Source organism: Inquilinus sp. OTU3971 (genome assembly GCF_038440215.1).
This window is the reverse complement of record NZ_JASATH010000090.1, coordinates 12,633-31,584: the sequence shown is the minus strand read 5'-3', so window position 1 is coordinate 31,584 and position 18,952 is coordinate 12,633. Positions and strand designations below refer to the sequence as shown.

Here is an 18,952-nt window from a genome sequence, read left to right as displayed (position 1 = left end):
CTACTACACCAGCGTCCCGGCCGGGCCGATCGCGATCAAGAACGTCGCCGACCTGTATCTCTACCCGAACACGGTGCGGGCGGTGCGCGTCTCCGGCGCCATCGTGCGCGAGTGGCTGGAACGGTCGGCCGGCATCTTCAACCGGATCGACCCGGCGAAGACCGAGGAGCAGCCGCTGATCGACACCGGCTTCCCCTCCTACAATTTCGACGTGATCGACGGCGTCACCTACCGCATCGACCTGACCCGGCCCTCGCGCTACGACGGCGACGGCAAGCTGGTGGCGCCGGACGCGCACCGGATCGTCGACCTGCAATTCCAGGGCAAGCAGATCGACGAGACGCAGGAGTTCGTCGTCGTCACCAACAACTACCGCGCCGGCGGCGGCGGCAGCTTCCCCGGCCTCGACGGCAAGAACATCGTGGTCGAGGCGCCGGACACCAACCGCGACGTGCTGGTCCGCTTCATCCACGAGCAGGGCCGGATCGACCCGACCGCCGACGGCAACTGGAGCTTCGCGCCGCTGCCGAAGACGGTGGTCGTCACCTTCCCCGGCGCCCCGGCCGCCGCCCAGGCGGTGCCGCCCGGCCTGACCATCGAGCCCGCCGGCGACGCCGGCGACGGATTTGCCAAGTACCGGCTGGTGTTCGGGGGGTAGGGGTCGTCAACCGGGCAGGACGTCAGGATCCGGTCCGATTCCGGCTGCGCCGGAATCCGGCCTTGAGGCACAGATCCGCCGATAGAGCGTAGGTCGGGGGAGGCGCTCTCCGCCCTCCCGGATTCGCCGGCTCGAAGGTGCTGTTGCAGTCGATATAGCCGGACGCCAAGGCCCGCGCGTGCAGGGGAGCGCCGATCGCCCAGGCGGCGGCCACGACGATGAGAAGCCAGGCCGCGGCCAGGATCGCCAGGATCCGCCACCATTGGTCTTCCTTCAGCCCGAGCACCGGTCTCCGCCGCGGGCGCCGTCGTCCGATATTGACGATCACGGCGATGACGTGGGTCACGGGAAACAAGGCGGGCAGCGACAGGATGACGATGGCGACAGCCGGCATGATCTTCACGATGTCGGCATGCATCGCCAATCCGGCATCTGCCTTTTGTAGGTCGAAGACGACCCAGCCGAGGCTGAGGAAGCCGAGTGTGTCATACAGAAGCCATAGAGGAATAGCCCACCATGGCGTCTTGACCTTCGGATGGGAGTGCCAGGACACCAAGCGGGTAAGGAAGCCATCGCCGCTCGTCATCAAGGCCCTCAACCCGGCGGACGCGGCGTGTCGAAATCCGGCTCGATCCGACTGCGCTTGAAGCCGGCTTGGCGGCACAGATCGGCGGACAGCGCGTAGGTCGTATTGGCTTGATATGGCCTCAGTCGATCGAAGATGCCGTCGCATTCGATGTAGCCGGCGACCGCGGCCTGTTCGCGCAAGGGATCCCCGATCATCCTGTCGGCGACCCAAGTCAGAGGGATCATGCCAAAGAGCAATACCCCCGTAATCAGCCACCACCGTTCCTCGCGCAGCCCCAGCACCGGCTTCCGTAGGCGCCGCGCCCGAACGGCAAGCCAGCCAAGAATATGCAGCACCGGGAAAATGGCGCCGAACAGCATGATGAAGCTGCTGGGAACCATGATCTTCACCACATCGGCGCGCATCGCCAATTGGGCGCTGATCTCCCGCAGATCGGATGTGAACCAGCTGGTGTTTAGGAGGCCGAAAGCGTCGATCAGAAGCAATGCGGGAATGACGATCCAAGGCTTCCTGATACCCGACCCGGCGTAAGAAGAGGCCACGATCTCTCACCTCGGCCCGAGCAGGCCGCGCCACCCGCTGTCGGCCGGCAGTGTACGATCGAATTGACCCAGAATACGCTGGCTCCTGGCTCTCCGGGCCTCCTCCTCGGCCAAGTGGCGCATGGCGCCATCGAGCGTCATCGCGACAAATCCCGAAATGTTGAGGGCGTCCGACAAATCACTCAAGCGCTTGCCGACGAGCAAACCGACGACGACCGCACCGGCGACGACTATCCAGACCGGAACAGTCGCACTCACCAGTGCGCCGACAGCGAGTACGCCGAAGCTGGCGGCGCTGGACAGGGCGGCGATCATGGTACTGGTCAGGATGTTACCGAAGACTTGGCTGAGCGTCTGTTCGCCCATCAGGTGGCGGATGATCTCCATCGGCACCAGGACGACGAAGGTGATGATGACGTTCACCGTGGCCCCTGCCGCCCGCGCCGCCGAAGTCAGGCCGTAGACGATAATCTTCGGGTTCGCGGTCAGGTAGCGGCTGGCGCTGAGCACCTTGCGCAGGCCCGCATAGCCCTTCAGGATCACATAGGTCCGGCCGTTGATCTCCTTGGTGTAGTATCTCCCGTTCAGTCCCAACTCCCGCAGCAGCTGCACGCCCGACGTGGCATCCCGCAGCAAGGGAATGACCCCGAGACATCGAGAGCCTTCAGGGTGCTGGTCTTCAGGAACTCGTCCGTATCGATCAGCGTCCTGGCCAGATCCTCGACGCTGATGACGACCGCCTCTGCCTCCTTGCGGTCGGCCATTCGGATCGCATATCGGTTGTAGGTGCCGCCCGGGCCCATCGATGACTCCATCACTTCGTCCGTGTGTGGAGCCTACACGGTCCGGCACGGCGATGGGAGGCCAGTCCTGCCGGGACGAGCGGCCGGTCAGTCCGCGTGCACCTGCACCGCCGGCGGGGCGGTGCCGCGCTTCGGCTTGCGCAGCAGGAACAGCAGCGGGATCGCCGCGATCGCCAGCACCATCAGCAGCTTGAAATCGTCGATATAGGCGATCAGCGAGGCCTGCTGGTTGACCACCTGGTCGATCATGGCCCGGCCCGTCAGGGTGCCGGGCGACATCATGTCCGGCAGCTGCTGCACCGCCGGGCTGAAGGCGTTGACGTGCTCGCCCAGCAGCTGGTGGTTGGTCTGGATGTTGCGGGTCAGGAGCGCGGTGACGACCGAGATGCCGATCGAGCTGCCGAGGTTGCGCGACACGCTGTAGATGCCGGCGCCTTCGTCGAGAAACAGCCGCGGCAGGGTCGAGAACGCCATGGTGGACAGCGGCACGAAGACGAGGCCGAGGCCGGCGCCCTGCACCAGCCCGTCGAGCATGAACTCGGTCGAGGAGATGTCGAGGTTGTAGCCGCTCATCCGCCACAGCGAGCCGATGATCATGCCCAGGCCCAGCAGCAGCAGCAGGCGGGTGTCGACCTTCCCGATCAGCCGGCCGACCACCATCATCGCCACCATGGTGCCGATGCCGCGCGGCCCCATCACCAGCCCGGCGGTGACCACCGGATAGCCCAGCATGGTCTGCAGGAACGGCGTCGCCAGGGCAATGATCGAGTAGTACAGCGACCCGACGATCGCCATCACCACCATGGCGACCACGAAGTTGCGGTCGGTGAACAGCGCCGGCCGGACGAAGGGCGCCTCCGCCGTCAGCAGATGCACGACGAAGAGGTAGAAGCCGAGCGCCGCCAGCACCAGCTCGATGATGATCTCGAGCGAGTTGAACCAGTCCTGGTCCTGACCACGGTCGAGCATCATCTGCAGCGCGCCGATGCCGAGGCTGAGGAAGGCGAAGCCGAGCCAGTCGAAACGCTTGGCCGCCTGCTTGCCGGTGTCCGACATGAAGATCATCACGCCGGCCAGCGCCAGGGCGCCGATCGGCACGTTGATGTAGAACACCCAGCGCCACGAATAATGGTCGGTCAGCCAGCCGCCGAGCACGGGGCCCAGGATCGGGCCGACCATGACGCCGACGCCCCAGATCGCCATGGCCTGGCCGCGCCGCTCCGGCGGGTTGATGTCGATCACCGTGGCCTGGGACAGCGGCACCAAGGGCGCGCCGAACACGCCCTGCAACAGCCGGAAGCCGACGATCTCGGTGACGTTCTGGGCCAGGCCGCACAGCACCGAGGCGGCGACGAAGCCGATCACCGAGATGATGAACAGGTTCTTGCGGCCGATCCGGCTGACCAGGGCGCCGGTGACCGGCGTCATGATCGCCGCGGCGACGATGTAGGAGGTCAGGACCCAGTTGATCTGGTCCTGGTTGGCGCCGAGATTGCCCTGCATGTAGGGCAGGGCGATGTTGGCAATGGTGGTGTCCAGCGCCTGCATGATGGTGGCCAGCATCACGCAGACCGTGATCATCCCGCGATGGGGGACGGTTTCGCCCGGGGCTGCCATGTCATTGCGCTCCGAACGCCGTGCCTCCGAGGAAGGGCAGGCCGCGGGCATGGCCGGTGTCGATCGCGACCTCGGTGCTCATGCCCGCGCGCAGCTGCGGCTTGCCGGCGGTGTCGACGAGGATGCGCACCGGGATGCGCTGGGTGACCTTGACCCAGTTGCCGCTGGAGTTCTGCGGCGGCAGCAGCGAGAACTCGGCGCCGCTGGCCGGGCTGAGGCTGTCGACGCGGCCAGCCCAGGTGACGCCCGGATAGGTGTCGACCGTGACCTCGACCGGCTGGCCGGTCTTGACGTTGGTCAGGTCGGTCTCGTTCAGGTTGGCGTCGATCCAGACCTTGTCGGAGCGGACGATCGCCAGCACCGGCGACCCGGCGGTGACATAGGCGCCGGGCAGCACCGCATCGGCCTTGGCGGCGATGCCGGGGAACGGCGCCTTGACCTGGGTGTGGTCGAGGTCGAGCTGCGCCTGGTCGCGCCGCGCGCCGGCCTGGCGATAGGGCGGGTACTCGTCCAAGGTCAGGTTGGGGTTGCCGCCCAGCTTGGCGAGCGTCATGCCGATCTGCGACTGGGCGACGTCGACATTGCTCTTCGCCACGTCGAGCGCCTGGCGAGCGTCGTCGAGAGCGGATTGCGAGGCGTTGCCGTTCTTCGCCAGCGCGGCGATGCGGTCGTGGTCCTTCTGGCGGTAGTCCTGGGTGGTGCGGGACTGCTCCAGAACCGCCTGCTGCTCCACCAGATTGGCCTTGATGCCCTGGAAGTCGAAGGCGGATTGGCGCATGTCGGCCTCCGCCTGCTCCAGCGCATAACGCGGGGCGCGATCGTCGATCCGGAACAGCACCTGGCCGGCCTGGACAGGCTGGTTGGTGGCGACGTCGATGCCGACCAGCCGGCCCGAAATCTCGGGCGCGATCGACACCGTGTCGGCATGGACATAGGCGTTGTCGGTGCCGGCATAGCGGCCGCCCATGGCGTAGAGCACCAGCCCGACCGCCGCCACCACCAGCGGCACGCCGGCCAGCAGCACCAGGCGCAAGCCGCGCCGGCGCGGCTTGACCGGCGGCGGCACCGGCGTGGGAGTGCCGCTGGCCTGCTGCGGCAGGGGCTTCAAGGTCGTGTCGTTGCTTCCGTCCGGCATCTCAGCACCGCTTGGCGGCATCGGCCGCCGGTTCGTCCGTATCAGTGGTCAGCCTGGTCTTCAGGATCTGCAGGTCGCCGATCAGCCGGGCCATGACCTCGGCCGGCAGCCGGGCGCTGTAGTCGTCCTGCCACTGCGCGATCATCGCCTCGAGCTGGTCGACGATCGGCCGGGCGGGCGGCAGCAGATGCAGCGAATGAGCGCGCCGGTCGTTCGGATCGCGCCGGCGCTCGACCCAGCCCCGGGTCTCCATCCGGTCGATCAGGCCGGTGACGGTCATCTTCTCGACGTCGAGCATCTCCGCCAGCCGTGCCTGGGTGATGCCGGGATTGCGGTCGAGCATGATCAGCACCCGGTATTGCGGCCGGCTGAGGTCCAGACCGGCCGCGCGCACCCGCTCCTCGAAGCGGCGGCGCAGCAGCTGATCGAGATCCTTGATCAGGGTGTAGAGGCTGACGAGAGGCTTGATCTCGCTCATCGGCTAAGTGACCTGACTGTAAGTTGCCTTACTATATGGAAAGTGATCGATCCCGGCAAAGCCGGGGCCATGGTCTGGACGCAGGACAGGCTGGTGGGAATCGCAGGACAAGCGTCCCGGCAATATTCATTGCGAATTATTCGCAATTGCGTTTATTCAGACGCCTGATGGCCTCCTGGACGGACACGCTCGCCGCCCTCTTCGCCGCGCATCGGACGCGGCTGGAGGCGGTCGTCACCCGCCGGTCGGGCGACCGCGGCGCGGCGCCTGACCTGGTGCAGGAGGCCTTCGCCCGAGTGTTAAAGTTGGGCAGCGCCGGCTCGGCCGAGGCCGACACCCGCATCCTCTACGCCGTCGCCCGCAACGCCGCGATCGACCACCGGCTGACGCGCACCCGGCGGGCCCGGGCGCTGGATGCGGTGGTGCCGGAGCAGCTGTCGGCCCCAACGCCGGGCGCCGAGCAGGACCTGGCCGGCCGCGATGCGCTGCGGGCCCTGGATGCGGCGCTGGAGGAGCTGAACGACCGCAGCAAGGAGATCTTCATCCTCTGCCGGGTCCAGGGCGTGCCGCAGGCCGAGGCGGCGCGCCGGCTGGGTATCTCGCTGAGCGCGGTGGAGAAGCACCTGGTCCGCGCGCTGCGGCACTGCCAGGCCCGGCTGGCCGCGCATCGGGCGGGGGATCCGCCATGATCCGGGGTGCGGGTTTCGCCGTCCGGAACGTCTATTGGGATGAGGCCGTCGGAACCAGCCGGCGGGACCAGCCGGGAGCCGGGCAACGGCGATGAGCGAACCGATCACCGAGGCGCAGCGCGACGCGGCGGCGACCTGGCTGGTGCGCCGCCAGGACGGCCCGTTGTCGCCCGCCGACGAGGCCGCGTTCCGATCTTGGATCGCGGCCGATCCGCGCCATGCCGCGGCGCTGCGCGAGGCCGAGGCGCTGTGGCGGCAGCTGGAGGAGCCGGGCCGGCGGCTGGCGGACCGCTTCGCGGCCGGCGTCCAGCGGCAGAAGCGGCGGGGCCGGCTGCGCGCCCTGCTGCGCCCGCTCGTGGCCCTGCCCGCCTTCGGCGCAATAGTCTGCGCAGCCCTCGCTTTGTGGGTGTTCGCACCCTCCGCCATCGCCGATCTCGGCGCCGATGCGGTGACCGCGCGCGGCGAGATCCGCGACCTGGCATTGCCGGATGGGTCGGTGCTGCATCTCGCGGCGGACAGCGCGGTCGGCCTCGCATTCGGCGACGGCCGGCGGCAGGTCGAGCTGCGCCGCGGCGAGGCCTTCTTCGAGGTCCGGCCCGGCCTGCCGGCGCCGTTCACGGTCACCGCGGGCGACGCCCGGATCCGGGTCGTCGGCACCCGCTTCAATGTCAGCCGCTTCGGCGACGACGCCGAGGTGACGGTGACCGAGGGCGTGGTCGAGGTCGCGGCCGGCCAGGCCTCGGTGCGGCTGACCGCGGGGCAGCAGGTCTCGGCCGAGAACGGCCGCCTGTCCGCCATCGGCACGGTCGACCCGGCCGATGCCACGGCCTGGATGCAGGGCCGTCTGGTGTTCCACCGCCGGACGCTGGACCGCGTGGTGGCGGCGCTGCAGCGCCAGGCCCCCGGCCGCATCCTGCTGTCCGGCGACCGGCTGGCCGGGATGCGCGTCTCCGGCACCTTCCCGGCCGGGGACCCCGACGGCGCGCTGGCGGCCCTGTCCGGCTCGCTCGGCCTCGGCCTCACCGAGGTTACCCCCTGGGTGCGAATCCTCGGTGAAACGGATCCGGGATCGTGATTTTTTCGTCCGACATGTGTGGGTTCGCCGACGCCATTCGTTTTATCGGATGAGAGTGCGCCGCACTCTCATCTACGAGGGGACGGAATCGGCGATGGGGATCGGGGGAAGGCGCGGGCTCGGCTGGCTGCTGGGGTCGACGATGCTGGCGGCAGCGCCGGGGCCGGCACTGGCGGTTGACGAGCCAGTGGTGCAGCTGGCGCAGGCAGCCGACGAGGTGCATCAGTTCAGCGTCCCGGCCAAGCCGCTGGGCCAGGCGATCACAGATGTCGGCGCCGTCGGCGGCTGGCGCATCGTGTTCGCCTATGAGCGGCCCTACGACATCACCACCGCCCCGCTGTCCGGGCGGTTCACCACCGAGCAGGCGCTGCGCCGCCTGCTGAGCGGCACCGGCTTCGCCCTGCGGGTCACCGGCGACCGCAGCGCCACGATCGTGCCGCTGCCGCCGGCCGGCCAGTCGAGCGACGGCAGCCTGGCGCTCGACCCGATCATCGTGCAGGGCGCCGGCGGCTCGCCCTGGGGCCCGGTGCACGGCTATGTCGCCGAGGACAGCGCCAGCGGCAGCAAGACCGACACGCCGCTGATCGAGACGCCGCAGTCGATCTCGGTGATCACCCGCGACCAGATGACGGCGCAGGGGGTGGAGAGCCTGGCCCAGGCGCTGCGCTACACCCCCGGCGTGGCCGGCGAGCTGTACGGCACCGACGTCCGCAGCTTCGGCCTGCAGATGCGCGGTTTCACCGTCGGCAACGACGCCTTCTACCTGAACGGGCTGCGCATGCGCGGCAGCGGCTACGGCCTGTTCAACGCGCTCGACCCGTATGGCGCCGAGCGAATCGAGGTGCTGCGCGGCCCGACCTCCGTCCTGTACGGCCAGAACAGCCCGGGCGGGCTGATCAACTACGTCAGCAAGCGCCCGGCGGAGGACCCGTTCCGCGAGATCGAGTTCGGCGCCGGCAGCTTCGGCCGGTACCAGGGCCAGTTCGACCTGAACGGCGCCCTGACCGAGGACGGCACCTGGACGGGCCGCGTCACCGGGCTGATGCGCGAGGGCGACACCCAGACCGATTTCGTCGACGACGACCGCATCTTCATCGCCCCGGCGCTGACCTTCCGGCCGGACGACGACACCAGCCTGACCCTGCTGGGCCATTACCAGCGCGACCGCACCGGCTGGGGCATGCAGTATCTGCCGGCCGCCGGCACCGTGTTCCGCAGCCCCTTCGGCCGGGTCCCGGCCAGCCGCTTCATCGGCGAGCCGAGCTTCGACGAGTACAACACCACAACCGCCTCGGCCGGCTGGCTGTTCGAGCATCGCTTCGACGACACCTGGACCGTCCTCCAGAACGCCCGCTACAGCTATCTGCAGCACGACGAGAAGGGCGTGTTCGGCGGCGGGCTGCAGGAAGACGGCCGCACCTATGACCGCTACGCCGATGCCGGCGGCGCCCGGTTCGACGGCTTCGCGGTCGACAACCAGGTCCAGGCCAAGTTCGACACCGGTGCGGTCGGCCACACCGTGCTGGCCGGCCTCGACTACCAGAGCGCCAGCTACAACGACTATGCCGCCAGCGGCGAGGTCGACCCGATCGACATCTTCGACCCGAAATATGGGGCGACGATCGGGCCGCTGACGCCCTACACCGACAAGGATGTCAGCGTCGGCCAGACCGGAATTTACCTGCAGGACCAAATCGCCTGGCAGAACTGGCGGCTGATCCTGGGCGGCCGACACGATTGGGCCTACACCGATTCGGTCGAGCGCCTGACCGGCGAGCGGAACCACCAGGAGGACAGCGCCTTCACCTGGCGCGCCGGGCTGGTCTATCTCTCCGACATCGGCCTGGCGCCGTATTTCAGCTACTCCGAATCCTTCCAGCCCAGCATCGGCATCGGCAGCGACGGCCAGGTGTTCAAGCCGGAGACCGGCCGGCAATACGAAATCGGGGTGAAGTACCAGCCGCCCGGCGCCAACGCCTTCGTCACCGTGTCGGCCTATGATCTGACCAAGCAGAATCTGGTCCGCTATGTCGGGCTCGACACCATCCAGACCGGCGAGGTGCGGGTGCGCGGGGTCGAGCTGGAGGCCGTGGCCAGCTTCGAGTTCGGCCTCGACGTGACCGCCGCCTACACCTACACCGACGCCGAGATCACCGACGACGCCGAGGGCAACAAGGGCAACTCGCCGTTCGGCGTGCCGAAGCACCGCGCCTCGCTGTGGGCCGACTACACCATCCATGGCGGCGACTGGGACGGCATCGGCTTCGGCGGCGGCGTCCGCTACATCGGCGACAGCGAGGGCGACGACGCCAACACCTTCGACGTCCCGGACGCCACGCTGTTCGACGCCGCGATCCATTACGACTGGCGCGACCTGCGCTTCCAGATCAACGCCAGCAACCTGTTCGACCGCACCTATGTCGCCTCCTGCTACGACGCCGGCTTCGGCTGCTTCTACGGCGAGGGCCGCAAGGTGGTCGGCACGGTCCGCTACCGCTGGTAGCGGTGGTGCCGACCCGGCGCGCTTTGCTGGCCGCGGCCGCCGGCCTGGTGCTGCGCCCAGCCCGGGCCGCGGCGCCGATGCGCCTGGCTTGCCTGGAATGGACCACGGCCGAGATGCTGCTGTCGCTCGGCGTCGCCCCGATGGCCGTCTGCGACCCGAAGGGCTACCGCGACTGGGTGCTGGCGCCGGAGCTGCCGGCCGACACCATCGACCTCGGTTCCCGCGGCGAGCCGAACCGGGAGCTGCTGCTGGCGCTGAAGCCCGACCTGATCCTGGCGGTGTTCGAGAGCGGCTTCGATCCCGCCGATTTCGTCCCCTTCGCGCCGCTGTTCGACGCGCCCTTCCACAGCGCCGCCCCCTATCGCGGCGCGCAGGACGAGACGCGGCGGCTGGGCGAGCGCATCGGCCGCGCCGCCGAGGCCGATGCGCTGGTCGAACGGACCGAGGCGGAAATCGCGGCGGCCCGGGCGCGGCTGCGCCATGACCCGGACGTGCCGGTCTGCCCCTTCTCCTTCTTCGACGACCGGCATCTGCGGATCCATGGCGGCGGGCTGCTGCAGGACGTGCTGGCCAAGCTGGGCCTGCGCAACGCCTGGGCCGGTCCGGTCAACGACTGGGGCATCGCCACCGTCGGGCTGGAGCAGCTGGCCGCGATCGGCGAGGCCCGGCTGGTGTGCCTGGAGCCGATCCCGCCCCATGCCCGCCGGCTGATGGCCGAGAGCACGCTGTGGGCCAATCTGCCGGCGGTGCGGCGCGGGCCGATGGCGGTCATCCCCACCGTCTGGCCCTTCGGCAGCCTGGCCGCGGCGTCCCGCTTCGCCGGGCTGCTGGCCGACCGGCTGGCATGACCGCCGCGACGATCCCGGCGCCGGCGCGACACGGCTGGCCGGCGACCCTGCTGGTGATGGCCGCCTTGGCCCTGACGGCCTGGACCGCCGCAACTCTGCTGCCGCCCGGGCTGTGGCTGCCGGCGCTGTGGTCGCCCGACCTGAGCGATCCCGGCCAGCTGCTGTTCCGCCACGCCTTCCTGCCGCGGCTCGCGATCTCCTGGCTGATCGGGGCGGCGCTGGGCCTGGCCGGCACGATCTTCCAGCAGGTGCTGCGCAACCCGCTGGCCGAGCCGACGACGCTGGGCACCTCGGCCGGCGCTGGACTGGCGCTGGCCATGGCCGGCCTGTACGCCCCGGCCCTGCTGTCGCACGCCCGCGAGGGCGTGGCCCTGGCCGGCGCCGCGATCGCCACCGCCGCCGTGTTCGGCCTGGCCGGCCGCCGCCTGGCGCCGGTGACGCTGATCCTGGCCGGGCTGGTCGTCAGCCTGACCTGCGGGTCGGCCGGCGCCCTGCTGGTGCTGTTGCACCGCGAGTACATGACCGAGCTGTTCGTCTGGCAGAGCGGGTCGCTGGTCCAGACCGGTGACGCCACGGCGCTGGCCCTGCTGCCGCGGCTGGCTGTGGCGGCGCTGCTCGCCGCCCTGCTGGCCCGGCCGCTGGCGCTGCTGGAGCTCGAGGATGACGGCGCCGCAGGGCTGGGCCTGTCCCCGGCCCGCACCCGGCTGGCGGGGCTGGCGGTCGCCGTGGGCCTGAGCGCTGCGGTGGTCGCCGCGGTCGGCGTGATCGGCTTCGTCGGCCTGGCCGCCCCGGCGGCGGCGCGGCTGTGCGGCGCCCGCACGCTGCGGCAGCGGATAGCCGCGGCGCCGCTGGCCGGAGCCCTGCTGCTGTGGCTGGCCGACCAGCTGGCGCAGCATGCCCCCTTCGCCGGCGAGATCCCGACCGGCACGGTGACGGCGCTGCTCGGCGCGCCGCTGCTGCTGGCGCTGCTGGCGCTGCTGCCGCGGCTGCGCCTGGCCGAAACGGGCGCCGCCCCGGCTGCCCCGTCACGAGACCGTACCCGCCACCCCGGGCTGCGGCTGACCCTCGGACTGGCCCTGCTGCTGGCCGCGGCGGCGGTGGCGCTGCTGTTCGGCCGCGGCGCCGCCGGCTGGAACTGGGTGTCCGCCGCCGACCTGCCCGCCCTGCTGCAGCTGCGGGCACCGCGCGTCGTCTCCGCCCTGGCCGCCGGCGCGGTGCTGGGCATGGCCGGCACGCTGCTGCAGCGCATGACCGGCAACCCGATGGCGGCGCCGGAGATGCTGGGCATCTCCGCCGGCGCCTCGACCGGAGTGGTCCTGCTGCTGCTGGCCGTGCCCGGCTTCGATCCCGGCGCCACCCTGGCCGCCGCGTCGGCCGGGGCGCTGGCGACGCTGGCCGTGCTGCTGCTGATCGCCCGCCGTCCCTCGGCGGCGCCGGAGCGGCTGCTGCTGGCCGGGGTGGCGCTGGCGACGATGTTCTCCGGCCTCGCCGCCGTGGTGCTGGCCGGCGACGACCCGCGGGTCGACCGGCTGCTGGCCTGGATGTCCGGCTCCACCTCCCACGCCGGCGCGGCCGCGGCGGCGGTCGCGGCCCTGGCCGCCGGGCTGATGCTGGCCCTGGCGCCGCTGACCGCGCGCTGGCTGGAGATCCTGCCGCTCGGCGCCGCGCCGGCCCGCGCCCTGGGGCTGGATCCGACCCGGGCTTGGCTGGCGCTGCTGCCGCTGGTGGCGGTGCCGGTGGCGGCGGCGACGCTGGCGATCGGCCCCTTGAGCTTCGTCGGGCTGATGGCGCCGCACATGGCTCGGCTGGCCGGCTTCCACCGGGCCCTGCCACAACTGCTGGCCTCGGCCCTGGCCGGCGCCCTGATCCTGCTGGCCGCAGACTGGCTGGGCCGCACCCTGATCTTCCCCTGGCAGGTCCCGGCCGGGCTGCTGGCCGCCTTCATCGGCGGCCCCTATCTGCTGTGGCTACTCCGACGAAGCAGATAGCTCAGCGGAGCCAGACCCGCGCAGTCGCCGTGGCGCCGGTGGCGTCGATCACGGTGATCTGCGCGGCGCCCGGCCCCGGCGGCGTCCAGTCGGCGTCGCGCTTCAGCGGCGAGGACGGGATCGGCTGGCCGTCGACCATCCACAGGAACGGCCGGCGCCCGCCGATGGCGACCAGGGAGAGCGAGGCGAAGCGGTCGCCATCGCGCGGCCGCTCCACCGAAGCACCGTCGGCCGGGAAGGCGATCGACAGCGGCTCGATCCCGGCCAGCGCCGCCAGCGGCGCCACCGTGACCGGGCCGGAGGGCAGACGCTTCAGCCGCGGCGGCAGGTCTTCCGCCCGCACCACCGGCGTGCCGGACGGCGCCGGGCCGACCACGTCGCGGGCCGGCGGCGGCAGCAGGGCGAAGGCGCGGAACAGCAGCGGCGCCGCGGTGTTGCGGCCGAAGCGGTCGGGGCTGGGCGACCCGTCCGGCCGGCCGACCCAGATTCCGATCGTGTGCTCGGCATCGAAGCCGATCGCCCAGGCGTCGCGGAAGCCGTAGGAGGTCCCGGTCTTGAAGGCGATGCGGCGGCCGTCGCGCATCAGCCCGGGATCGGCCATGGCCACCGGCGGCGGCGCCGAGGCCAGGATGTCGGTGACGTACCAGGCGGCCGACGGGTCGAGGATGCGCGGCCCGTCGTGGCCCGAGGGCGGCGCGTCGGCGCGCCAGACCAGGTCCGGCACGGTGCCGCCGCGGGCGATGCCGGCATAGAGGCGGACGAGGTCGAGCAGCGTGGTGCCGCCACCGCCCAGCGCCACGGCCAGGCTGGGCAGCACCGTCGGGTCGTCGAAGCGCAGCGGCGCGCCGGCCTGGCGCAGCCGGGCGGCGAAGCGGGCCGGGCCGACATGGTCCAGCATCTGCACCGCCGGGATGTTGAGCGACCGCTGCAAGGCCTCGCGCACCGAGACCTCGCCGGAATAGCCGGGGTCGAAATTGGTCGGGGCGTAGTCGCCGAAGCGCATCGGCAGGTCCAGCACCACCGTCTCCGGCAGGATGATCCGGTCCTCGAAGCCCATGCCGAAGATGAAGGGCTTGAGCGCCGAGCCGGGCGAGCGCACGGCGCGGGCGAGGTCCATCTGGCCGTCGCGCCGCTCCTCGAAGAAGGTGCCGGAGCCGAGATAGCCGACCACCCGGCCGGTGGCGTTCTCGACCACCACCGCCGCCAGGTTGCTGCTGGCGTCGAGGCCGCGCAGCGATCGGTCGGCCAACTCCTCCAGCCCCGCCTGCAGCCGGCCGTCGATGGTGCTGCGCAGGATCTCCCGGCCGCGATTCTCGGCCAGCAGCCGTTCGGCCAGGTGCGGCGCCCGGAACGGCAACGGCTGCCGGGTCGCGGGGGTCGGCTGCTCGGTCGCCTCGCGCGCCGCCTCGAGGTCCAGCGCCCCGGCGGCGGCGATGCGCAGCAGCACCCGGTCGCGGGCATGGCGGGCCGCCTGCGGGAAGCGGTCGGGCCGCAGCCGGGTGGGCGATTGCGGCAGCGCCACCAGCAGCGCCGCCTCACCGGGGGTCAGCAGCTTCGGCTCCTTGCCGAAATAGGCCAGGGAGGCGGCGCGCACGCCTTCGAGATTGCCGCCGAACGGGGCCAGCGTCAGGTAGATGCCGAGGATCTCGTCCTTCGAGTAATGCGCCTCGAGCTGCAGCGCCCGCGCCATCTCGATCAGCTTGGAGCTGAGGGTGCGCGGCCGTGGCTCGAGCAGCCGCACCGCCTGCATGGTCAGGGTCGAGGCGCCGGAGACGACGCCGCCATGCCGGACCATCTGGCCGAAGGCGCGGGCGGTCGACAGCGGGTCGACGCCGAGATGCCGGCGGAAGCGCTTGTCCTCATAGGCCTGCAGCAAAGCGAGGTAGAGCGGCGACACGTCGTCGACCGTGGCCTGCAGCCGCCAGGTGCCGTCGCGGGCGGTGAAGGCGCGCAGCAGCTGCCCGTCGCGGTCGAGCACGATGGCGGAGCGGTCGAGATAGCGGTCGAGCACCGGCGGGTAGCGGGCGTCGAGCCACAGCGCGGCGCCGACGAGCAACGCGGCGAGGGCGATGCCCGCCCCCGCCCCGATCGCGATCCGCCGCCAGATGCCCCGAGCCGTCGTCATGCCGCCAGTCTAGCGCAGCCGGTGGCGGATTGATGGCGAGGAGTGGAACGCCGCACCGGCCGCATCTCCGGGCAATGCATGGATTTCCATGAGGTGCGGCCGGGGCCATGGCGGGAGTAGGATGGGGTGCGATTTCTCCAGCCCGGATAGCGAGGACAAGGGCCGGACGGAGCGTTGATGGTCCGTGGCGTTCATTGTCGGGCGGGAGCAGCCGATCATGGTAGCAGTGCGCCCCCAGCAGGGCCTGGCGATCGACATCGACGTCTATGAGAAGACCGTGGCGGCGCTGCGCGACCGGGAACGGGAGCTCTCGCTGCTCGTGGACATGGTCCCGAGCCATGTCTGGCGTCTGATGCCCGACGGCGAGCCGACCTTCTTCAACAGGCGCATGGTGGATTTTATCGGGCTGGACGTGGCGGATACGAACAGGCCGGGAATGACCCGGCTGGCGGCGATGATCGAGGCCGCGGTCCATCCGGACGACGCGGCGGCGTTCGGGGACGCGCTGAGCCGTTGCCTCCAGACCGGCGAGCCCTTTGCCATGAGGTATCGGCTGCGGCGTGCCGACGGCGTCTATCGCTGGATGTCGAGCCGCGCCGAAGCGATGCGGGACCAAGCCGGATGCATCGTCCAGTGGTACGGCCTGTGTCACGACATCGACGACCAGATGCAGGTGGAGGAGGCGCTTCGGCGGAGCAAGCAGGAGCTCGAGGAGACGATGGACGCCGTGCCGATCCGGATCTGGAGCGCGACGTCGACAGGCGGGCCGGTCTACTTCAACAAGAGATACCGGGACCATCTCCGCTCCGTCGTCGCGCGCCCTGAAGATCTCGAGGAGCCGCGCATCGACAAGCTGCTGCAGGAGCTTGTCCATCCCGAGGACGCTCCGGAAGTGATGCGCGCGTTGCAGAATACGACCGAGACCGGCGGTGCCGGCGTGATGCGGTTTCGCTGGCGTGAAAAGGACGGCGTCTATCGCTGGGCGGAGTGCCGGGTGGAGCCCCGGCGCGATCAAAGCGGAGCGATCGTGCAATGGTACGGCGTGTCTCTCGATATCGACGATGAGGTGCGCGCACAGGAGACGCTGCGCGAGCGGGAGAGGGAGCTGTCGCTGCTGGTGGACATGGTGCCGGGCCATCTCTACCGCGTGACCCCGGAGGGCGAGACGGCCTTCCTCAACAAGCATGTGGTGGATTATCTCGGGGTGGACACGTCGGACAAGATGCGGCTGGAAGAGGCGATGGCCACAATCTTCCATCCGGACGATACTGCCGAGGTCAACGACGTGTTCGGCCGCTGCCTCGCCACAGGCGAATGCTTCTCCATGAAGTATCGCCTGCGCCGTCACGACGGCGTGTATCGTTGGATGATCGGCCGCGCCGAGCCGCTGCGGGATGAGGACGGGCGCATCATCCAGTGGTTCGGCCTCTGCCACGACATCGACGACCAGGTGCGTGCCGAGGAGGCGGCGCGGCGCGCCTCCGACAAGCTCGCACGGGCGACCCAGGCGGCGAGCCTGGCCGAGCTCTCCGCCTCGATCGCGCATGAGGTGAACCAGCCGCTGGCCGCGATCGTCGCCAACTCCCATGCCTGCCACCGCTGGCTGTCCGCCGAGCCTCCGAACCTCGAGCGCGCGAAGATCACGGCGGAGCGCATCACCCGCGACGCCAACGCGGTGGCTGATGTCGTCAGCCGCATCCGGGCCCTGTTCCGTCGTACGCCGCACGCCAGGTCGCCGGAAGACGTCAACCGCCTGATCGGCGAGGTCTGCCGGTTGGTGGCCGACGACATCGCGGTGAGGGGCATCCGCATCAAGACGGCTCTCGAGCCGGATCTGCCGCCGGTCGCGCTCGACCGCATCCAGGTGCAGCAGGTGTTCGTGAACCTGATCCGGAACGGGATCGAGGCGATGGACGCCGTGGCCGACGGCGCGCGCGCGCTCCAGATTCTCTCCCGCCGTGACGGCCCCGACGCGATCCGGGTCGAGGTTCGCGACGCCGGAACCGGTTTCAAGGATCCCGAGCGCGTCTTCGAGCCGTTCTTCACGACCAAGCAGGATGGCATGGGCATGGGGCTGCCCATCTGCCGTTCGATCATCGAATCGCATGGCGGCCGCCTCTGGACCGCCAACAACGAGCCGTGCGGGGCGACCGTCGCCTTCACGCTGCCGCTGGAGGCGAGCGAGGCGCCATGAGCCCGCGTGAGGAGATCGTCTTCGTGGTGGATGACGACGCCAGGGTGCGGGAGGCGGTCGGCGAGCTGCTGGAGTCCCTGGGGTGGCGGGCCGAGACCTTCGCCGCCGCCGCGGACTACGTCGCCTATGCGAAGCCCGATCTCCCGGCGTGCCTGATCCTCGATGTCGAGCTGCCCGACATCAACGGCCTGGAGTTCCAGGCGCAACTGTCCCACGGCGTCCATCCGCCGATCGTCTTCATCACCGGGCATGGCGACATTCCATCGTCGGTGCGCGCCATCAAGCATGGTGCCGTGGATTTCCTGACCAAGCCCTTCAGCGATGCGGACCTGATGGCCGCGGTCCAGGCGGCGATCGCCGAGGACCGGGACCAGCGATCGGAGCGCGCCGAACTCGGCATGCTGCGGCAACGCTACCTCGACCTGACGCCGCGCGAACGCGAGGTGCTGCCCCTGGTGGTGAGCGGTCTTCTCAACAAGCAGGCTGCCGCCGAGCTGGGGATCAGCGAGGTCACGCTGCAGATCCATAGAAGGAACGTGATGCAGAAAATGGCGGCGGCGTCGCTCGCCGATCTCGTGCGGATCGCGGAGAAATTGGACATACCGATCACGCATTCGCGCCGAGCCGGGGGAGTCGAGCGTGAGCGAGCCTAGATCTGTCGTGGCGATCGTCGATGACGATCCAAGGCTGCTCGAGTCGCTGGAGGAGCTTCTGGAGTCCGCGGGCTATGCCGCCCGCAGCTTCTCGTCGGCGGGGCCGCTGCTGATCAGCGGGCTGTCGGGCCTGGATGTGCTGATCACCGATATCGGGATGCCCGGCCTGGACGGCTTCGAGCTTCGTGACCTGATCAAGAAGGTGCGTCCGGAGCTGCCGGTGTTCCTGATCACCGGCCGCCACGAAATCGCGGATCAGGACCGAGCCCAGGGCATCAGCGGGTTCTTCCGCAAACCCTTCGACGCCAAGGCCTTGCTTGCGGCCGTCGGCGACGCCTTACGCAATCGAGACAGGGAGGGTGATCATGCAACTTGACCAGCCGCTCCTGCGGAGATCGGCACCGCCGCAGCTGAGGAGTGAAGCGGAGCAACCGCTCGTCATCATCGTCGATGACCATGCGCCTGTCCGGGAGGCGCTGTCGGAGCTGATCCTGTCGGCGGGCCTCCAGCCGGCCTGCTTCGCCTCGACCCGCGAATTTCTCGACGCCGACATACTGGACAGCCCCGGCTGCATGATCCTCGACGTGCGAATGCCGGGGGCGAGCGGCCTCGACCTGCAGCATCACCTGGCCCAGAGCGGCAACCCCAAGCCGATCATCTTCCTCACCGGCCACGGCGACATCCCGATGACGGTCCAGGCGATGAAGGCCGGTGCCGTGGATTTTCTCACCAAGCCGGTGCGGGACCAGACGCTGCTGGACGCCGTGTTTGCGGGCGTCGCGATCGATGCTGCGCAGCGCGCCAAGGCCCGGGTCGCCCGGCTACATGCCGACCGCTACAAGACCCTGACCCGGCGCGAGCGGCAGGTGATGTGCGCCGTGGCGCTGGGGCGCCTCAACAAGCAGATCGCGTTCGACCTCGCCATCAGCGAGGTCACCGTCAAGCTCCACCGCAGCAACGTCATGCACAAGATGCAGCTGGCGTCCGTCGGCGAGCTCGTTCGTGCCTGGGAGGCGCTGCCTGCCGAGCTGCGCGAGAAGACAGAGGACTGACGG

18 protein-coding genes are annotated in these 18,952 nt (G+C 70.1%); 10 read left to right on the top strand and 8 right to left on the bottom strand.

Annotated elements, in window-relative coordinates:
* The coding region (locus AAHM41_RS21860) for a 5'-nucleotidase C-terminal domain-containing protein (RefSeq protein WP_342238699.1) at positions 1 to 658 on the top strand (658 nt) is incomplete at its 5' end.
* 22 nt (positions 659 to 680) lie between these two features.
* Here the strand turns inward: AAHM41_RS21860 and AAHM41_RS21855 are convergent.
* The 7 genes from AAHM41_RS21855 to AAHM41_RS21825 form a co-directional block, all read right to left on the bottom strand.
* On the bottom strand, positions 681 to 1,244 hold the full coding sequence (locus AAHM41_RS21855; protein ID WP_342238698.1) for a hypothetical protein: 564 nt from the start codon (positions 1,242 to 1,244) through the stop codon (positions 681 to 683).
* Positions 1,245 to 1,252: 8 nt separating this feature from the next.
* Positions 1,253 to 1,789: a hypothetical protein gene (locus AAHM41_RS21850; protein WP_342238697.1), complete on the bottom strand. Its 537-nt coding sequence runs from the start codon at positions 1,787 to 1,789 to the stop codon at positions 1,253 to 1,255.
* Between the two features lie 6 nt (positions 1,790 to 1,795).
* Entirely contained in the window at positions 1,796 to 2,401 is a 606-nt protein-coding gene (locus AAHM41_RS21845; protein WP_342238696.1) for a hypothetical protein, read from the bottom strand.
* On the bottom strand, positions 2,374 to 2,604 hold the full coding sequence (locus tag AAHM41_RS21840) for a hypothetical protein (protein ID WP_342238695.1): 231 nt from the start codon (positions 2,602 to 2,604) through the stop codon (positions 2,374 to 2,376). The genes AAHM41_RS21845 and AAHM41_RS21840 overlap by 28 nt, the downstream gene beginning before the upstream one ends.
* Positions 2,605 to 2,679: 75 nt before the next feature.
* Positions 2,680 to 4,209 carry a DHA2 family efflux MFS transporter permease subunit gene (locus tag AAHM41_RS21835; RefSeq protein ID WP_342238694.1) on the bottom strand — a complete coding sequence of 510 codons (1,530 nt, stop codon included), beginning with the start codon at positions 4,207 to 4,209 and terminating at the stop codon, positions 2,680 to 2,682.
* Between the two features lies 1 nt (position 4,210).
* On the bottom strand, positions 4,211 to 5,344 hold the full coding sequence (locus AAHM41_RS21830) for an HlyD family secretion protein (protein ID WP_342238693.1): 1,134 nt from the start codon (positions 5,342 to 5,344) through the stop codon (positions 4,211 to 4,213).
* Position 5,345: 1 nt separating this feature from the next.
* Positions 5,346 to 5,822 carry a MarR family winged helix-turn-helix transcriptional regulator gene (locus tag AAHM41_RS21825; RefSeq protein WP_342238692.1) on the bottom strand — a complete coding sequence of 159 codons (477 nt, stop codon included), beginning with the start codon at positions 5,820 to 5,822 and terminating at the stop codon, positions 5,346 to 5,348.
* Positions 5,823 to 5,989: 167 nt separating this feature from the next.
* Between AAHM41_RS21825 and AAHM41_RS21820 the strand changes: the two genes are divergently transcribed.
* The 5 genes from AAHM41_RS21820 to fhuB all read left to right on the top strand — a co-directional run bounded on the left by AAHM41_RS21820 (position 5,990) and on the right by fhuB (position 12,925).
* Entirely contained in the window at positions 5,990 to 6,511 is a 522-nt protein-coding gene (locus AAHM41_RS21820; protein WP_342238691.1) for an RNA polymerase sigma factor, read from the top strand.
* Positions 6,512 to 6,602: 91 nt separating this feature from the next.
* Complete coding sequence (locus AAHM41_RS21815; RefSeq protein ID WP_342238690.1) at positions 6,603 to 7,586, top strand: FecR family protein; 984 nt, start codon at positions 6,603 to 6,605, stop codon at positions 7,584 to 7,586.
* A gap of 55 nt (positions 7,587 to 7,641) precedes the next feature.
* On the top strand, positions 7,642 to 10,089 hold the full coding sequence (locus tag AAHM41_RS21810) for a TonB-dependent siderophore receptor (protein ID WP_342238689.1): 2,448 nt from the start codon (positions 7,642 to 7,644) through the stop codon (positions 10,087 to 10,089).
* A 5-nt stretch (positions 10,090 to 10,094) separates the two neighbouring features.
* Positions 10,095 to 10,937, top strand: coding sequence for an ABC transporter substrate-binding protein (locus AAHM41_RS21805; protein WP_342238688.1), 843 nt, complete (start codon positions 10,095 to 10,097; stop codon positions 10,935 to 10,937).
* Positions 10,934 to 12,925, top strand: a complete 1,992-nt coding sequence (fhuB, locus tag AAHM41_RS21800; RefSeq protein ID WP_342238687.1) for a Fe(3+)-hydroxamate ABC transporter permease FhuB — start codon at positions 10,934 to 10,936, stop codon at positions 12,923 to 12,925. The genes AAHM41_RS21805 and fhuB overlap by 4 nt, the downstream gene beginning before the upstream one ends.
* A 1-nt stretch (position 12,926) precedes the next feature.
* On the opposite strand, the gene pbpC is transcribed toward fhuB, so the two are convergent.
* Positions 12,927 to 15,050 carry a penicillin-binding protein 1C gene (gene pbpC / locus AAHM41_RS21795; RefSeq protein ID WP_342238686.1) on the bottom strand — a complete coding sequence of 708 codons (2,124 nt, stop codon included), beginning with the start codon at positions 15,048 to 15,050 and terminating at the stop codon, positions 12,927 to 12,929.
* Between the two features lie 184 nt (positions 15,051 to 15,234).
* Here pbpC and AAHM41_RS21790 point away from each other — a divergent pair, with 184 nt between their 5' ends.
* From AAHM41_RS21790 to AAHM41_RS21775, 4 genes are read left to right on the top strand one after another with little or no spacing between them, the layout of a single operon-like run.
* On the top strand, positions 15,235 to 17,244 hold the full coding sequence (locus AAHM41_RS21790; RefSeq protein WP_342238685.1) for a PAS domain-containing protein: 2,010 nt from the start codon (positions 15,235 to 15,237) through the stop codon (positions 17,242 to 17,244).
* Positions 17,241 to 17,897: a response regulator transcription factor gene (locus tag AAHM41_RS21785; protein ID WP_342238684.1), complete on the top strand. Its 657-nt coding sequence runs from the start codon at positions 17,241 to 17,243 to the stop codon at positions 17,895 to 17,897. The genes AAHM41_RS21790 and AAHM41_RS21785 overlap by 4 nt, the downstream gene beginning before the upstream one ends.
* Before the next feature lie 7 nt (positions 17,898 to 17,904).
* Positions 17,905 to 18,273, top strand: coding sequence for a response regulator (locus AAHM41_RS21780; protein ID WP_342238683.1), 369 nt, complete (start codon positions 17,905 to 17,907; stop codon positions 18,271 to 18,273).
* Positions 18,263 to 18,949, top strand: a complete 687-nt coding sequence (locus AAHM41_RS21775) for a response regulator transcription factor (RefSeq protein ID WP_342238682.1) — start codon at positions 18,263 to 18,265, stop codon at positions 18,947 to 18,949. Before AAHM41_RS21780 ends, AAHM41_RS21775 begins: the two co-directional genes overlap by 11 nt.
* Positions 18,950 to 18,952 lie beyond the last annotated feature (3 nt).

Excerpts from the sequence above, each read along its gene's own strand:
- AAHM41_RS21855 (WP_342238698.1), bottom strand. The coding sequence starts at position 1,244 with ATGACGAGCGGCGATGGCTTCCTTACCCGCTTGGTGTCCTGGCACTCC.
- AAHM41_RS21840 (WP_342238695.1), bottom strand. The coding sequence starts at position 2,604 with ATGGAGTCATCGATGGGCCCGGGCGGCACCTACAACCGATATGCGATC.
- AAHM41_RS21835 (WP_342238694.1), bottom strand. The coding sequence starts at position 4,209 with ATGGCAGCCCCGGGCGAAACCGTCCCCCATCGCGGGATGATCACGGTC.
- AAHM41_RS21830 (WP_342238693.1), bottom strand. The coding sequence starts at position 5,344 with ATGCCGGACGGAAGCAACGACACGACCTTGAAGCCCCTGCCGCAGCAG.
- AAHM41_RS21825 (WP_342238692.1), bottom strand. The coding sequence starts at position 5,822 with ATGAGCGAGATCAAGCCTCTCGTCAGCCTCTACACCCTGATCAAGGAT.
- AAHM41_RS21820 (WP_342238691.1), top strand. The coding sequence starts at position 5,990 with ATGGCCTCCTGGACGGACACGCTCGCCGCCCTCTTCGCCGCGCATCGG.
- AAHM41_RS21815 (WP_342238690.1), top strand. The coding sequence starts at position 6,603 with ATGAGCGAACCGATCACCGAGGCGCAGCGCGACGCGGCGGCGACCTGG.
- fhuB (WP_342238687.1), top strand. The coding sequence starts at position 10,934 with ATGACCGCCGCGACGATCCCGGCGCCGGCGCGACACGGCTGGCCGGCG.
- pbpC (WP_342238686.1), bottom strand. The coding sequence starts at position 15,050 with ATGACGACGGCTCGGGGCATCTGGCGGCGGATCGCGATCGGGGCGGGG.
- AAHM41_RS21785 (WP_342238684.1), top strand. The coding sequence starts at position 17,241 with ATGAGCCCGCGTGAGGAGATCGTCTTCGTGGTGGATGACGACGCCAGG.
- AAHM41_RS21775 (WP_342238682.1), top strand. The coding sequence starts at position 18,263 with ATGCAACTTGACCAGCCGCTCCTGCGGAGATCGGCACCGCCGCAGCTG.